The following is a 15,953-nucleotide window of genomic DNA, read 5'->3' on the forward strand; positions in this document are numbered from 1 at the left end:
GCCGGCGTCATTCGTCGTGGCTGGAGTGCCGTCCGCGGACCACCTGCGCCGGGGTGAAATGGCAGGTAAACGTACTGCCATGGCCGGGCACGCTGCTGATTTCCATGCGTCCACGATGGCGCAGCAGCACGTGCTTGACGATTGCCAGACCGAGCCCGGTTCCGCCAGTGTTGGAGTTGCGGCTGGAGTCGACCCGGTAGAAGCGCTCGGTCAGGCGCGGCAGGTGCTTGCTGTCGATGCCGATGCCGGAATCGCGCACGCTCAGGTGTGCGCCTTGTTCATCGCCCCACCAGCGCACATGGATCCGCCCTTGTTCAGGCGTGTATTTGACCGCGTTGAACACCAGGTTGGAAAACGCGCTGCGCAGTTCCGCCTCGCTGCCCTTGAGTTGCACGGTCGGGTCTGCTTCAAGCGTGATGGACTGCTGCTTGGGACCGGACAACTCCTGCGCATCTTCGGCAATGACTTGCAACAGGTCCTCGATGGGCACCGGCTGGTTGTCCGAGGGATAGTCGGTGGCTTCCAGCTTCGCCAGCAACAGCAGGTCGTTGAGCAAGGTCTGCATGCGTCCGCCCTGCTGCTGCATCTGCTGCAAGGCACGGGTCCAGCGCGGGTTCACCTCTTCGACATTGTCGAGCAGGGTCTCCAGGTAACCGCAGATCACCGTCAATGGCGTACGCAGTTCATGGGATACGTTGGCGATGAAATCCTTGCGCATCTGTTCCAGTTGATGAATACGCGTCACGTCGCGCACCAGCATCAGGTGCTCGTTGTTGCCATAGCGGGTGATGTACAGCTGGATGCGCAGCCGATCATTGGTGGGCGACGGGATTTCCAGCGGTTCGGCGTAATTGTCTTGCTCGAAATATTCCTTGAAGCGCGGATGGCGCACCAGGTTGGTCACCGGCTGGCCGCTGTCCTGTGGCGTCTTGAGGCCCAGCAGGGTTTCTGCGGCGCGGTTCCACCATTCCAGGTTGCCGTCGCTGTCGAGCATGATCACCGCGTCTTTGAGCGCGGCGGTGGATTCCTGGACGCGGTCGATCACTGCCTGCAGGCGGCCGCGAACGCGCTGGTCGCGCCGTTGCAGGTGGTAGATGCTGTCGAACACCTCGCCCCACAAGCCATAGCCGTCGGGCGGGGCCTCGTCGGGTTGGTGCAGGCGCAGCCACTCGTGCAGGCGCAGCAATTGCTTGAGGGTCCAGGCCAGGTAAAGCGCCAGGCCCACGGCCAGGCTCCAGCCGTAGTAGCCGGTGACCAGGCCGATCAACAGGCAACCGGTCACCAGCAACAACATGTGGCGGATCAGGGTGCCATGCCAGTTTTGATTCACTTGAGCGCGCGTCCTTGTCAGCTTGTCGGGCGGTAAGGGCTCGGGTCAGGCCTTTGTCGAAAAACGATAACCGGTGCCGCGCACGGTTTGTACCAGATTCTCATAGGCGTCGCCGAGGGCTTTGCGCAAGCGCCGGATGTGTACATCCACGGTGCGCTCCTCGACGTACACGTTGCCGCCCCAGACCTGATCCAGCAGTTGCCCGCGGGTGTAGGCGCGCTCCTGGTGAGTCATGAAGAACTGCAACAGGCGATATTCGGTCGGGCCCATCTCGGCGGGCTTGCCGTCGATGGTCACGCGGTGGCTGATCGGGTCCAGCAGCAGGCCGCCAACTTCGATCGGCGCTTCGCCATCGGTCGGCCCGGCACGACGCAGCACGGCCTTGAGGCGCGCCACCAGCTCCCGAGGGGAAAACGGCTTGGTGATGTAATCGTCGGCACCGACTTCCAGGCCCTGGATCTTGTTGTCTTCTTCGCCCTTGGCGGTGAGCATGATGATCGGGATGTCACCCGTCAGCTCATCGCGCTTGAGACGCCGGGCCAGCTCGATGCCGGAGGTGCCTGGCAGCATCCAGTCCAGCAGGATCAGGTCGGGCTTGCGATCGACGATGATGGCGTGGGCCTGTTGAGAGTTTTCTGCTTCCATGCAGTCATAGCCGGCCATCTCCAACGCAACGGCGATCATCTCGCGGATGGGCGCCTCGTCGTCGACGATCAGAATGCTCCTGCCAACCATGGGGTAATCCTCTTGTCATTTAACTGTCTTGCGCCGCATTAGATAACGGAATTATTGCAGTCGTGTGACAGTTATTTCCCCGGACGGCAGCAGAGGCGATCTTGGGCTAGGCTTTTGGGTCCGAATCCTGACAACTGCAAAGGAAGGTTTCCATGGCTTATTACACTCGATCCCTCAAGGCGTTGGGGCTGGTAGCTGCGCTGGCGCTGCCGGGAATGGCGCTTGCGGCTGGCGAACCGGCAATGGTCAAGGATGGCGTGCTGGTCGATCATAAGGGCATGACGTTGTACACCTATGACAAGGACGACGGCGGCAAGTCGATGTGCAACGATAAATGCGCCGAAAACTGGCCACCACTCAAGGCTGAAAGCACCGCGACTCCTTCAGGCGAATGGACCGTGATCACGCGTGATGATGGCGCGTCACAGTGGGCCTATGACGGCGATCCGTTGTACACCTTCGTCGGCGACAAGAAGGCGGGTGACAAGACCGGCGACGGCAAGGGCGGCGTCTGGAAGATCGCCAAGCCCGACTGACCAGCACCGAACCGCTTTTCGTGGCGAGGGAGCTTGCTCCCGCTCGGTTGCGTAGCGACCGCAAGATTTTTGGGGCCGCTTCGCAGCCCAGCGGGAGCAAGCTCCCTCGCCACAGGGTTGTTCTTAATCCCACACCCAGCGCTCGGCCACAGAACTCACCGCAACCCGTAATCCAGCACAATCCCGACAAAAATCGCCAACCCGGCCCAGTGGTTGTGCAGGAACGCCTTGAAACAGCGCATCCGGTCCTTGCCGCGGGTGTACCAGAACTCCCAGGCAAAGCACGCGGCGGCGGCCACGAGACCGAGATGGAACCAGCCCCCCAGCTTGAACTGAGCCCCGGCCAGCAGCAGGCAGCCCAAGGCCAGGCCTTGCAGCGTCAAGATGATCACCCGATCGGCATCGCCAAACAGGATCGCCGTGGATTTCACGCCAATCTTCAGGTCGTCGTCCCGGTCGGTCATCGCGTAGTAAGTGTCGTAGCCCACCGTCCACAGCAGGTTGGCGATGTACAGCAGCCATGCAGCGGCCGGCAGATGGCCGGTTTCGGCGGTGAAAGCCATCGGCATGCCCCAGGAAAACGCCGCGCCCAGCACCACTTGCGGGTAATAGGTGTAGCGCTTCATGAACGGGTAACTGAACGCCAGCGCCAGTCCGCCCAAGGACAACAGAATCGTCGGCGCATTGGTGCACAGCACCAGCAGGAAACTCACGCTCATCAAGACCGCGAAGAACACCAGGGCTTCCTTCGAGCTGATCTTGCCGCTCACCAGCGGGCGCTGCTCGGTGCGTTTGACGTGGCCGTCGACCTTGCGGTCGGCCCAGTCGTTGATCACGCAACCGCCGGCACGGGTCAGCACTACGCCCAGCACAAAAATCACGATGTTGGCCAGGGACGGCGAGCCTTCGCCGGCAATCCACAGCGCCCACAATGTCGGCCACAGCAACAGGTAGATGCCGATGGGCTTGTCCATGCGGGTCAGTTGCACGAAGTCCCAGGCCCGCGGATTGAGGCGGTTCAAGGATTTGAGCAGTTGCACGTACATCAGCAATTCTCCGAATAGGCGCGAGCGACGGTCCACAGTGGCGGCAGGAAAATCTCCGCCACCAGCACGCTCAACGCACCGCGATCGAAACGCGAGCGACGGCCCCACAACGCCTGGGCGCGAACCTCGGGTGGCAACCATTCGCTCGGGTAGTGGCACACCTCGATCGCCCGGCGCTGGAATGCCTGGTCGCAAAACAGCAGTTCACCCAGGGAGCGACTGCCGAGTGCGTCCATCTGCAAACCGTCGCCCTGCAACGCGCTGCGCGCCGCCACGCTGCGGGCGAACACCCAAGGCTGGCCATGACCGCGCAGGTAGACCTCGCGCACCCAGCCTTCGCTGCCCTCGGCCAGGTCCAGCGCGGCACACTCGTCGGCGCGCAACGGCTGCCAGCCCTCCAGCAGCGGTGTCACGCTGAAGTGGTCATCCGACAGGCCTGTAAGGCGCCGGGTCAGGGAGCCTTGGTCGAACAACCAGTCGAGCACGCAGGCATCGGGACGGGGCGACAGCAGGTGCTGGGGCAGCCATCGAAGTGTAGGAAATATCGAATTTGTAGGCGGCACAAGGGTCTTGAATGGCAGCGAATGAGGCCGCGAGCTTACCATGCCGGTCGGCGATTTTGACCGAGCCAGGGCGCCGCTGCGCCGATCCCGCTTGCATCTGTCGCGACCGATCAGTACAAAACGGCCCTGAGCCGGAAAATACCGGCCAAGGCCTGACATCTTGAGGAAGTATCGGAATGAAAAAGTGGCAATGTATCGTCTGTGGCCTGATCTACAACGAAGCTGACGGTTGGCCCGACGATGGCATCGCGCCCGGCACCCGCTGGGAAGATGTGCCGGCGGACTGGCTGTGCCCGGACTGCGGTGTCGGCAAAATGGATTTCGAAATGATCGAAATCAACTGATCGTTTCATCAAACGGAGAGCAACATGAGCGCACCTGTCGTCATCGTCGGTACCGGCCTGGCTGGCTATAACCTGGCCCGGGAGTTTCGCAAGCTCGACAGCGAAACCCCGTTACTGCTGATTACCGCGGACGACGGCCGTTCCTACTCCAAGCCGATGCTCTCCACGGGGTTCGGCAAGAACAAGGACGCCGATGGCTTGAGCATGTCCGAGCCGGGCGCCATGGCCGAGCAGTTGAAGGCCGAAGTGCGCACCCACACGCGCATCAGCGGCATCGACCCGGGCCACAAACGCCTGTGGATCGGCGAGGAAGCGGTGAGTTATCGCGACCTGGTCCTGGCCTGGGGCGCTGAAACCGTGCGCGTGCCGGTGCAGGGCGATGCGGCGGATCTGATTTTCCCGATCAATGATCTCGAAGACTATGCACGTTTTCGGGCCGCCGCCGCTGGCAAGCGCCGGGTGCTGCTGCTCGGTGCCGGCCTGATCGGCTGCGAATTTGCCAACGACCTGGTCCTCGGCGGTTACGAAGTGGAACTGGTGGCCCCCTGCGAGCAAGTCATGCCGACGCTGCTGCATCCGGCCGCTGCCGCAGCGGTCCAGGCCGGGCTGGAAAGCCTTGGCGCACATTTCCACTTGGGGCCGGTGCTCAACCGTCTGCAACGTGTGGCCGACGGATTGGAGGCGCATCTGTCGGATGGCCAGGTGATTCCCTGCGATCTGGTGGTCTCGGCCATCGGCCTGCGCCCACGCATCGACCTGGCGGCTGCCGCCGGGCTGGTGGTCAATCGCGGCGTGGTGGTTGATCGTCAGCTGAAAACCTCCCACGCCAATATCTATGCCTTGGGCGATTGTGCCGAAGTCGATGGCTTGAACCTGCTCTACGTCATGCCGCTGATGAGCTGCGCCCGCGCCCTGGCCCAGACCCTGGCTGGCAACCCGACCGCTGTCAGCTACGGCGCCATGCCGATCACTGTGAAAACCCCGGTCTGCCCGCTGGTGGTATCGCCGCCGCCACGGGGCAGCGAAGGCGCGTGGAGCGTCGAAGGGGAGGGCGCCGACATCAAGGCCCTGTGCCGCGACGCCCATGGCAATCTGTTGGGCTACGCCCTGACCGGTACGGCGGTGATGGAGAAACTGGCGCTGAACAAGCAGCTTCCGGCACTGCTGGCGTAAATACTGGTCGCTCTGTCGCATATGCCCTGCTTTTCCGGCCACAAACGCCCGCCGGACACTGGCGCCGGTTGCGGCCCCGTGCCATCCTCACTCCGGTCTGCCGCAGAGTAGAGCCTGCGGCGCCTTAGGGGTTGTTCCGAAGAGAACAGCACGGACATAACAACAAAAAAATCGTCAAAGGGGCTTCATTCATGCGTAAACCAGAACTCGCCGCCGCCATTGCGGAAAAAGCGGACCTCACCAAAGAACAAGCCAACCGCGTCCTCAACGCTGTTCTCGAAGAAATCACCAGCGCCCTGCATCGCAAGGACAGCGTTACTCTGGTCGGCTTCGGCACCTTCCTGCAACGCCACCGCGGCGCCCGCACCGGCAAGAACCCACAAACCGGCGAGCCGGTGAAAATCAAGGCCAGCAACACGGTTGCGTTCAAGCCAGGCAAATTCCTGAAGGACAGCGTTAACCCATAATTGCGCCGACTACCTCGGTCGAGGAAAGCAAGCGGCAACAAAAAGGCATACCGATGAAGTCGATATGCCTTTTTTGCGTCTGAAACAAACCCCATGGTCAGGAAGCTCTAGCCCTAGCCCAGCAGTTTGTTCGCAAGCGCCAGATCGAACTGCTTGCTTCCTGATTTGTTCCAGCCGCCAGGGGTTTTTGAGCACAGCCGAATCCAGGCTTTGATCATTTTGTGCGCTGCAAAGAAGCGTCAGGCGCACAAATGCATCAAGTTTCTACTGGCTGTACAAGATGTTGTAGAACGAGGCTTGCTCATCCCCGATCAAGGACAGGTCGTGCCCAGTAGGGATTTTTTCGAACATCGCTTTGTTGACCGCCATCCGACGCATGATGATCACTTCCAGCAACTGGCCGAACAGCGCTTCATCACGGACGTGTTTTTTCAGTTTCAAGATTTCGCGGGGCTTTTCTTTCAGAATATGAAAGGCGAAATTCATCACAACCATATTGGAGACGAACAGGTTTGCCGTTGACTGAAGCGGATTGACCGCATCGATCAACGCATCAAATATTTTTTGCCTGTCCTGAGCATAGGTGGGCAAAAAAACGTCGGGGTACATAAGCTCGCTGTTGCGATCATTGATCGCGAAGCGGTAACGGGTATCGTCGGGCTCGGTGAGTAACCTGACTGTGCTTGTTTGAAAGGTTTTCAATGTACTGAGCAGTTCATGCTCTTTCCTGCTGTCAGCCTTGATCGCTTTGTAAACCAGATCAATCACATCCAGAAAAACAACGGACCCCAGCCCATCGGTCGCCATCTTCAGCTGATTGCCCTCGATGCTGAACCGACGATACGCCTCGTCATCAATGCTCAATTCGAAGAGGAGGAACCTGAACATGTAGTTCCGAAGGCGCGCATCCGCATCCAGGGCGCTGTTTTTCATGCTGATCAGCTGGATCAGGTAAAAGAAAATAAAGTATTCCTTGTTGGTTCGTTGCCGGTTGTCAATTTCAAGCAGATAGCCAAAGCGCGACAGGACCAGGAGGAGGGCGTAGCAGTCGGGTTCCGTGAAACCGTTTTTCAACACGGCCTTTTCGAAAGCGCTGGTGGAAAACAAATCATGCCAGCGGCTAACGCTGAAGGGCGCGCCATCGTGTTTTCTGGCGACAACGGACAGCAACGAAGGCTCGTCTTCTTTGTAAAAAACAGCACCCAACGCCTTCGGATACGGCCGGACGTTCAGGAAATTTTCAAGTTTGTATGAGAGAAGGTCGAATATGTCCATCTGGCTTTATCCGCAGGTCTTCCATTTTCCGTTCGGGCCTTTCTTCTCGACACGAAATGACGTAATGGTTCTATTAAATTTGTCCAATAATCGGAAACCGATGCCTCTGGCCTTGGGTTCATTCGTCTTGGACAGCACGCCATCTTTCAGCCCTGTCTCTTTATAGTCAACGGTAGCGATGTCCTTGTGGTTATTGAGCATGCTGACCCCTTCGTTATTGACGGTGGCCACTACCCGATACTTTTCATTGCCTGGGTTGAATCCAGGGTTACTGTCCTGGTTGACCCAGACCGCTTTCTCTCCTCGGATATTCGGAACCAAGCCGCCTTTGCCTCCGTTGGCGGCCTTGGACGAGACGGTTTCGCTTTCGCCCATGTACCGAATAATCTCATTCTCTTTGAGCCCCAGCGGGTCGATCCAGGTAAATGGATTCGGTGCGTAGCGATAAAGATTCAGGCTTGCGGCCAGGCCCAAGGGGTCGGGCGTGGTAAAGCGGCCTATGTCGGGATCATAGAAGCGGAAGGTGTTGTAGTGCAGGCCTGTTTCCCGGTCCAGATATTGCCCCTGAAAACGCAGGTTCTGTTCTTCGATGTAGTACGGCTCACGGACTTCATCAGTGGTATTGCCCCATACCTGGTAGTGAGCGTGCCAGAGCGGATGGCCGTCACTTTCCGTCAGTGCTTGTGGTAGGCCATTGGGGTCGTTGTGGTAATAGCGGATGCGTTGATGTTCACCAATGCCGTCGACGCGGGCCAAGGGCTCGTGACTATCGCCGATGTAGAGGTACAGGCTGGTCAGGCTGTTTTTATGTTCCTTGAGTAATTGCAGGCCATCCCAGTCGAAACGCGTGCTGCCGATGAGGCGCCCGTTGTCGTCATGTTCAGTTTTCTCAATCCTTCGGCCCAACGGGTCGTAGCGCATCCTGACGACGTTTTCACCGTCGGATTTCTGGGTTCGAACTTCAACCAGCCGGTGATCCGAGTCGTAACTGAAACGCTGCAGGCCATGTAGCCCACTGCGCTTTTCAATCATTCGGCCAAAACCATCGTAGCGATAGTGCTTATCCTGATAGCGCTTGAGTTGGTTGTGCGTAACCCGCCCACCTGTACCGGGTGAACTGTCGAGGAGATTGGCGGCGGCATCGAAGGAAAATGTTTCATTTTGGCTATGTCGAGTGCTCTGGCTTGCCAGGATCCGGCCTGTCACATCGTAGTGCAGCAGTTGGCGTTGTTGACCCTGCGGCAGCCGCTCAAGGCGCCCCACCAGGTGGTCACCAGGATCAAACTCATAATGGGTTTGATCAGCGGCGGGCATCAACGCCGACTGGCTGGTGTGCCGGCGTTGGCGGCTGCGTAAGCGCCCGCTACGGTCATACTCGCTACGTGTGCTGATGTGGCCTTGGGTGCGCAGCACCTCTCGATGCAACCGGTCGCGCTCGAAGTCGCAGATGACCTGGCCGTCGAGGTTGATCTGGTGCAGGTGGCCGCTTCCGTAGTACAGGCGGTTGATCCAACGACCGTCGGGCAGCTGGGTCTGGATCAGGTTGCCAAGTTCGTCGTAGTGATGCTTCAGAGCGCCTTCCGAACTCCGCTCCTCAATCAGATACCCCTGCGCGTCATAAGCAAAACCCAGTCGTTGTGTGTTGCCAGCGTTATCGATGACGGTGGCTTCGATTAACTGATTCAACGGGCTATAGCTGTACCGGGACTGTCCATCCGGTGTGATTCGGGTGGTCAGCCGCCCAACGGCATCACGTTCCAAATGATGAACAATAGTTTTTTCACTGGACCGCTGATCACCTTGCGGCGCTGCGATGGTTTCGACTCGTTTTACGTTATTGAGCGCATCGTACGTATAACCTTTGGCGCTTCCATCAAGGTTGCGCTGTTCGCTCAACCGATCCGCGGCATCCCAGGCGAACCGATAGCTTTCGCCGTTCTCGTTGATCAGCGCTTGCAGCCGGCCGAAGCTGTCGTAGGCAAACTGCACCTGCCGGCCCTGGGCGTCGATGCGTTGGCGCACCTGGCCGCGGCGGTTGTGCTGGTAATGCGTGGTGAGCCCGGCCGGGTCGGTGTGGCCGGTGAGCTGGCCGGCGCTGTCGCGCTGGTAGTGCTCGGTGCGACCATCCGGCAATTCGCTGCCGAGCAGGCGCCCTTGGGCGTCGTAACTGAATCGGGTGCGCTCGCCGAGGGCGTCGGTGAGAGTTTGCAGATAGCCGCGCGGGTCATAACTGAAACGCGTCGGGTAGCCCGAGCAGTCGATGTGTTCCACCAGCTGCCCGAACGGGTTCCAGCGCAGCTTCTTGCTCTTGCCGGTGGCGTCGATGATTTCCACCACCTGGCCGTGGGTGTCGTAGCGGTAGCGGGTGACATGGCCCAGCGGGTCGGTTTCGGCGACGCAGTTGCCGCGCTGATCGTAGCGGTATTTCCAGCTGTTGCCGGCGGCATCGGTATCCACCAGTGGAAGCGCCCAATGCTCGAGCCAGAGGGTAGACTCGCTGCGGCCCAGCGGGTCGGTTTCGCCGATCAGGTTGCCGGCCTCGTCGTAACTGAAATGGTACTGGCCGCCTTGCGGGTCGGTGGCGCTGAGCAACTGGCGTTCGTCGTTCCACTCGAACGACCAGGTCTGGCCGAGATTGTCGGCGAACCGGGTGATCTGGTGCTGGCTGTTCCAATGCCGGATGCTGATGCGTTGCAGGCTGTCGGTGATACGCGTTATGCCGGCCGTGAGGTCGTAGTCGAACTGGTAGGCGTCGCCTTCGTCAGTCCAGTGGCGGACCACGCGCCACTCCAGGTTTTCGATCAAGGCCCATTCGTAGAAGCAGCGCAGGCCGGCAGGCAGTTGATGTTCGACCATCCGCTGCCCGGCGTCGTAGCTGAACCGCCGCTGCACCTGGCCTCCAGCGTCGCGCACTGCGGTGAGATTGCCCGCCGCATCGTAGGCGTAGCTGATCAGCACTTCGCGCTGCTGGTCGGGGTAGACGCGTTCGATCCGACTGACGCGTTCGTTTTCCCGAGTCAGCTCGACCTGGAGCAAATCAAACGTATCGCGCAGCCGCACCAGGCGGCCAGCTTCGTCATAGTCGAGATGGATGCGATTGTCGTTGCGGTCACCCAACTGGCTCAATCGCAGCCGCGATGAGTTTCCAGGCGTCGGTTCGAACAAACGGTACAAGCCGTCGTCGCTTTCGATCAGCAGTTGTCCGCTTACATTGCGCCGCACCGCGAGGCCTTCGCCGGGGCTGAACAACGCGCCGCCCAACGGGATCGAGCCCATGTCGATGGGGCGGGCCTGTTCGTCGGTATACAGCAGGGTCTCGCCGCCGTCGGGGTGGGGCAGGATGTCGACCTGAACCTCGTAGGAAACGCTCCAGCCGGCGCCGAACAATCCGTCGCGGCGTTCGTCACGGCTGTTGTAGAAACGCTGCCAGTCAATCGGCAGGATGCCAGGCAACACGAAGTCCAGTTCTGCATCGCCGCCCAGCACCTTGGCCCCCGTGGCAGCATGCACCGGGTTCGACGAGCCCATGGCGGCGCTGGCCGCGGCATTGGCCGCGCTGCTCGCGGCCATGGACACCGCGCCGCCCACCAGCATGCAGGGCAACTTGCTGAAAAACTTGCCCTTGCCGCCCTTGAGCATCAGCAGTGCCGTGACCGCCAGCCCCACGCCCGGCGTCTTGCCGCTGCGGATCTCGCGCACCACCACCGAGCCACCACCAATGGTGACGTTGGGCGAAATCAGCCCGGACGACACGACCTTGGCATCGCAAGTACTACGGTCGCCGCTGCGCACGGCGGGCTGGCCGTTGATGGTGACCTTGTCCGAGCCCTCGGCCATGAACTGCGGTGGCATTGGCGGGTGCTTGGTACACAGCACCAGGTCTTCCGGCTTGGGCACCGCGCCCGGCGCGGGCGTGGCGACGGTGGGGCGCCACATCTGCGAAAAGAACGCCCCGGCCATATCCAGGTAGCTGGGTTCTTCTTCAGGCTCAGGGGCTTCGAGCTCGGTACCAGCGGCGGCAACGTGAGACTCGATTGCCCCGGCCGCACGGGCCGCGCGAATGTTGTTAGTGAAGGTATCGTCGGAGCCGGTGAGGATGTTGGCCTGCACCGTGGGCGGAAAAAGGGCGTTGCCGATGCCCTCGCAAATATTGCTCAGGCCCTTGTCGGCTCCGGTCTTGCTCATCGCCAGGCCAACCACGGTGCCCACCACCAGACCGAGCACGAAGCAACCCAGCCCGCCGGTAACCACGGTAATGCCCGTGGCCGCGACCACCGCGGCGGTCGCCAGGGCGGTGATCGCAATGTTCGCCGCCACCTCCAGTACGCCGCCAAGTATGTCGGCCATCATTGAGGTGTGGTCCAGCGCGTCGCCCAGGCGGGCGGCCCAGAGCGCATCAGACATGCCGCGGGCTCATGCGCGCGGAGCGTTCGACAGCTATGGTTTCAAGCGATATGAAGCCTTCCATTGCGCCCCTTCCCTGTGGGTGATGGTTTGCTGACCAAGGCTATGCCAAGGCGTCTGATCAGCTTCGATTTCATGAGGCAATCGGCGGGTCGTATGTTAACCACGGCAGGCGCTTCCTGTCGCTTTCGCCAAGGACTTTTTTGTCAAATGATCGCATCAATATCCAGCGTATAAGGCTTACCGATGACGTACCCATGAGCACCATGGACCAGCTCGATATCGGTGCCGGCCGCAGGCGCCATGGCCAGTTGTTCAGCCACGCGATTTTCCGGATGGGCCTGCCAGCGGGTCAGGTGTTGCGCCAGTTGCTCAGGGTGTTCGGACAGGCTGCCGTAAACGTCTTGGTCGCTGACCAAGGTGGTGTGCAGCCCTCTCAGGCGAGCACGTGTGGCGTGCACCTTGTCGACCTCACGGGCGAGGGCATCAATGATCGGTTGGTGGGTGCGCTCGTAGCCATCTGGACGCCCGATCAACTGTCTGCTTTCGTTACGCAACTGCCGAGTGATCTGTTCCAGCGCATTTTCGATGCATTCGTATTCACGCTGTGTCACCAGAGGGCTCTTCGACTCCAGAGCTTCCTGCCAGCGGCGCAGGGTTGCCCAGCACGCGGGAAGATAGCTGGAGGTCATGAGGTGGTTACCGGCCTGAAAGAGCTGGGCGGTGAACTTCGCCCGGTCCGGCAGGCCACGTCTCTGCTCCAAGGCCAGCTCGCAGGCGGCATGTTGCGTGAGGGTGTCGCAGCCTGGCGTCCAGAGGATCGACGACCGCTCCTGACGACCGAACTCCACGGGCAGGAAATGGCGCAAGGTGCCGTGGTGTTCATAGGACTCGCCCGTCCAGTTGTAGATGCCCGCCACGAACACTGAAAAGCCGGCCGGTACGTTGGCGAACATCAGCGCGAAACCCGTGCCATAGACACTCGCCTTGGTGTCCATCCAACTGCCCGGTACGCTGGGTATCGGGTCGTTGTGATTGACCATGCGGTAGTGCACCAGGGGGGCGGCGTTTTCGACGAAGGCCGCGTCGGCGGCGCGAGGGGCACCGTAGGTGTAGAGTTGGATGTTGTAGCTGAATCCTTCCCTCAGACGTAGCATTTCTGCGAGCAGCAATGCCACGGCGCCGCCCAGGCTATGGCCACAGATCAGCAGTTTCTGACCGGCATAAAACCTTTCCAGGTAATCAATTACGAAGGCAGCAGCTTTTTTTGCTGCTCCGTAAAACCCCTGGTGCACCTTACCGCCACCTTCCTCAAAGGGAACCTGGAGCGCGTCGGCGTCACGCAGGCCATCGGCAAGCATTTGCGCTGTTCCGCGCACTGCAATCAGGATCACTTCGTCATTGTGAGTGATGAAGGCTTGGGTATCGGTGCTTTGCCCCTTGAGTTTCGTGTCGTCAAAGAAATGGACGACGGCAGGATGTTCCTGTTCTGCGCCTAGTTCCGGATTGTTCATAGGATAAAGAGCAGGATCGAACGGGACGATTTCCAGACGCTTGGAGAAGGGCACATCCTCATACAAGGGGTAATGGGACTTTATCTGTCCCGGGTCGACCTTCCAAAGCTCCTCGAACTTGGCCAACGCATCGCCGAACCAGTTACCCACGCTCGGTTGTTCGGGAAAGCTCACCGGTGAGTGTATCGGCGCCTCGCCGGGCTTCTGGCCGAAGGGGCAGTAACTCAGGGTCGCCATGAGTGCCAGTTGGTACAGGTTGAGCGCGCAGAATTCCGAAGTGGTAGACAGCATGGGCCGCAAGGCCCGCAGCGGGCGCACTTCCAGCACGGTATGCAATTGAGGCATCAACGCTACGCCAGTCTCGCCAAACTTTCCCATGAGCCGTGCCGGCCCCTGGTTTTGTGGGTAATGCCGGTACACTCGCGGTGGCAGATGGGCTACATGCTCGACCAGGTCGCGCACCTCCACCTGAAAGAACTGATCGGCGCAAGCTTGGGCCGGGTTCTCTCGGGTGCTGGTGGCGTTGTCGTTCAGGTAGTGGGTTTGCTCAGCGCGGACTTGGAGTTCAGTGATTTTGAGCGGGTAATGCGGCCTTGTTTGTAGGAACGAATACGCCTTTTCGAGCCCTTCATAGTCTTGGTCGAAAGACAGAGCAATCGGGCCGGCAAAATGGCTGCTGACCTTGCCCATCCCCGTCGCATCGAGATTGCCTCGGTACGTTTGCCCTTCCGAGTCGATGACCCGGTAAGCCAGCCATGCATAAGGCTCGCCGGAGCCAAATTCATCAACCAGCTGGAAGCTGGTCCATCGGCTTCCGGCAGGACACGTGAGAATACGACTGCCCAGGCGGGACTCCAAGTCCGTTTTCGATAATGTCATGCACTGAATTCCTTATTCGGTACAGCCTGGATAAATGGCGCATTGCTTTCCATCCGGCATTTGAAAGCCACTGAAATCCTTGTAATTGCCGTAACAGAAAGCGTACTGATCTTCAAAGTTATCGCCCATGCAGCGCTTCCACCCGTTCGGCACTTTTACCCACGTATCACCAATGGCGGGTCGTTCCTCGTCCGCCAATTTGATCCTCATCCTCACGGTTTTCCCCGGCAATTGATCGAGGGTGTACGCCGAAAAAGGCCGACCGATTCCAACGTCGCCCTTTAGGTCGGTTTTTTTGCAGTCGAGGATTTTTCTGAGGACCCGGGGCTTACCCGAAGTGCGAAACAACCATTGGCATTGGCCATGAAAAACGCTCTCGCCCGCTTCGCTGAAGGTGCCCTTGTATTGCTCCTCCAGCTCATCACGTATAACCACGTTGGCAGTATCTCGACTGGAATCGAGCCAATGCGGGCCGTAGACAGAGCTGATTTCAAGCTCGATGCGACTGACCACCAGCGGACAGCCGCTGCGAGTCCTACGGATAAGAATTTCGGCAACGGGTTTGTCCTTGCTTTTGAATACTGGTGCCTTGTTGTCTTTTTTCTCGACGGTGCAGGTTTCCCCCGGCGCGGGGACGTAATACACCGCCGCCTCATAGGCAAAACCCGGCGGCAAATCACCCTTAAAAGTAAATGTGTCCGATTGTTTGTCGGCGCATCCTGCAGCGATCGCCATGCAGCAGCCCAGGCATGTGCCCCGTAAGACCCGTGTCATAGCGATGATTCTCCTTGCCAGAAACCCGCCATCATCAGACGTAACGCCAACTCCATTTTTGATAGCGTCATGCGCTGAATTCCTTATTCGGTACAGCCTGGATAAATGGTGCACTGCCTTCCGTCCGGCATTTGAAAGCCACTGAAATCCTTGTAGTTGCCATAACAAAAGGCGTAGTGGTCTTCGAAGTTATCGCCCATGCAGCGTTTCCAACCGTTTGGCACTTTTACCCACGTATCGCCGATGGCGGGTCTTTCCTCGTCTGCCAACTTGATCTTCATCCTCACCGTTTTCCCCGGCAGTTGATCAAGCGTGAACGCCAAGAAAGGCCGACCGATTCCAACGTCGCCCTTTAGGTTGGTTTTTTTGCAGTCGAGGATTTTTACGATGCGTCGTTTGGCCCCCGAGGTGCGGAACAGCCACTGACATTGGCCGTGGAAGGTGCTCTCACCCGTCTTGCTGAAGGTGCCCTTGTATTGCCCATCCAATTCATCGCGGATGACCACGTTGGCAGTATCTCGACTGGCATCGAGCCAATGCGGACCATAGGCGGATCGGATCTGGAGCTTGATACGGCTGACCACCAACGGACAGCCACTGACGGTTCGGTATAGGGGGATTTCAGCGTTCGGCAGATAGTCCTTAGGCCATTGCAGGTTGTATCCAAGCTCAGTGTCTCTCCCTCCCGGCACGGTGCAGGTCTGGCCTTTGTTCGGGACATACACCGCGATGGCCTGATAGCCGAAACCCGGCGGCAAGTCCGCCGTAAAAGTAAATGTGTCCGGTTGTTTATCGGCACATCCCGCAGTGATCGCCAGGCAGCAGCCCAAGCATGTGATCCGTAAAGCCTGTGTCATAGCGGTGCCTCTCCCCGCCAGAAACCCGCCATCACCAGACGTAACGCCAACTCTAT

General features: G+C 59.5%; 13 protein-coding genes. 4 read left to right on the plus strand and 9 right to left on the minus strand.

The features are described from left to right. Nucleotides 1–7: 7 nt before the first annotated feature. Both phoR and phoB read right to left on the minus strand, forming a co-directional pair. Nucleotides 8–1,294 (minus strand): phosphate regulon sensor histidine kinase PhoR, encoded by a 1,287-nt coding sequence (gene phoR, locus J3P91_RS00395; protein ID WP_434605237.1) that lies wholly within the window; start codon nucleotides 1,292–1,294, stop codon nucleotides 8–10. An 81-nt stretch (nucleotides 1,295–1,375) separates the two neighbouring features. Then, the gene (phoB, locus tag J3P91_RS00400) at nucleotides 1,376–2,065 is read right to left on the minus strand and encodes a phosphate regulon transcriptional regulator PhoB (protein ID WP_003177195.1); all 690 of its coding nucleotides are present in this window, start codon (nucleotides 2,063–2,065) and stop codon (nucleotides 1,376–1,378) included. Nucleotides 2,066–2,217: 152 nt separating this feature from the next. Here phoB and J3P91_RS00405 point away from each other — a divergent pair, with 152 nt between their 5' ends. Continuing rightward, nucleotides 2,218–2,601: a COG4315 family predicted lipoprotein gene (locus J3P91_RS00405; RefSeq protein ID WP_434570569.1), complete on the plus strand. Its 384-nt coding sequence runs from the start codon at nucleotides 2,218–2,220 to the stop codon at nucleotides 2,599–2,601. A gap of 155 nt (nucleotides 2,602–2,756) precedes the next feature. Here J3P91_RS00405 and ubiA read toward each other — a convergent pair whose 3' ends face one another. Then, nucleotides 2,757–3,647 carry a 4-hydroxybenzoate octaprenyltransferase gene (gene ubiA / locus J3P91_RS00410; protein ID WP_434570568.1) on the minus strand — a complete coding sequence of 297 codons (891 nt, stop codon included), beginning with the start codon at nucleotides 3,645–3,647 and terminating at the stop codon, nucleotides 2,757–2,759. Continuing rightward, nucleotides 3,647–4,252: a chorismate--pyruvate lyase family protein gene (locus J3P91_RS00415; RefSeq protein ID WP_434602407.1), complete on the minus strand. Its 606-nt coding sequence runs from the start codon at nucleotides 4,250–4,252 to the stop codon at nucleotides 3,647–3,649. The genes ubiA and J3P91_RS00415 overlap by 1 nt, the downstream gene beginning before the upstream one ends. Nucleotides 4,253–4,386: 134 nt before the next feature. Between J3P91_RS00415 and J3P91_RS00420 the strand changes: the two genes are divergently transcribed. The 3 genes from J3P91_RS00420 (at nucleotide 4,387) to J3P91_RS00430 (ending at nucleotide 6,194) form a co-directional block, all read left to right on the plus strand. Next, nucleotides 4,387–4,554, plus strand: a complete 168-nt coding sequence (locus J3P91_RS00420) for a rubredoxin (RefSeq protein WP_003177199.1) — start codon at nucleotides 4,387–4,389, stop codon at nucleotides 4,552–4,554. A gap of 24 nt (nucleotides 4,555–4,578) precedes the next feature. Then, entirely contained in the window at nucleotides 4,579–5,727 is a 1,149-nt protein-coding gene (locus tag J3P91_RS00425; RefSeq protein WP_434570564.1) for an NAD(P)/FAD-dependent oxidoreductase, read from the plus strand. Between the two features lie 191 nt (nucleotides 5,728–5,918). Beyond that, nucleotides 5,919–6,194 (plus strand): HU family DNA-binding protein, encoded by a 276-nt coding sequence (locus J3P91_RS00430; RefSeq protein ID WP_065758133.1) that lies wholly within the window; start codon nucleotides 5,919–5,921, stop codon nucleotides 6,192–6,194. A 264-nt stretch (nucleotides 6,195–6,458) separates the two neighbouring features. Here J3P91_RS00430 and J3P91_RS00435 read toward each other — a convergent pair whose 3' ends face one another. From J3P91_RS00435 to J3P91_RS00455, 5 genes are all read right to left on the minus strand, one after another. Continuing rightward, nucleotides 6,459–7,469, minus strand: a complete 1,011-nt coding sequence (locus J3P91_RS00435; RefSeq protein WP_434602408.1) for a hypothetical protein — start codon at nucleotides 7,467–7,469, stop codon at nucleotides 6,459–6,461. Between the two features lie 6 nt (nucleotides 7,470–7,475). Beyond that, nucleotides 7,476–11,873, minus strand: a complete 4,398-nt coding sequence (locus J3P91_RS00440) for an RHS repeat-associated core domain-containing protein (RefSeq protein ID WP_434602409.1) — start codon at nucleotides 11,871–11,873, stop codon at nucleotides 7,476–7,478. 206 nt (nucleotides 11,874–12,079) lie between these two features. Continuing rightward, the gene (locus tag J3P91_RS00445; RefSeq protein ID WP_434602410.1) at nucleotides 12,080–14,266 is read right to left on the minus strand and encodes a lipase family protein; all 2,187 of its coding nucleotides are present in this window, start codon (nucleotides 14,264–14,266) and stop codon (nucleotides 12,080–12,082) included. Between the two features lie 12 nt (nucleotides 14,267–14,278). After that, nucleotides 14,279–15,040 carry a hypothetical protein gene (locus J3P91_RS00450; RefSeq protein WP_434602411.1) on the minus strand — a complete coding sequence of 254 codons (762 nt, stop codon included), beginning with the start codon at nucleotides 15,038–15,040 and terminating at the stop codon, nucleotides 14,279–14,281. An 83-nt stretch (nucleotides 15,041–15,123) separates the two neighbouring features. Continuing rightward, nucleotides 15,124–15,897, minus strand: a complete 774-nt coding sequence (locus J3P91_RS00455; protein ID WP_434602412.1) for a hypothetical protein — start codon at nucleotides 15,895–15,897, stop codon at nucleotides 15,124–15,126. Nucleotides 15,898–15,953: the final 56 nt, after the last annotated feature.

Source organism: Pseudomonas sp. Z4-7 (genome assembly GCF_051131965.1).
GTDB lineage: Bacteria > Pseudomonadota > Gammaproteobacteria > Pseudomonadales > Pseudomonadaceae > Aquipseudomonas.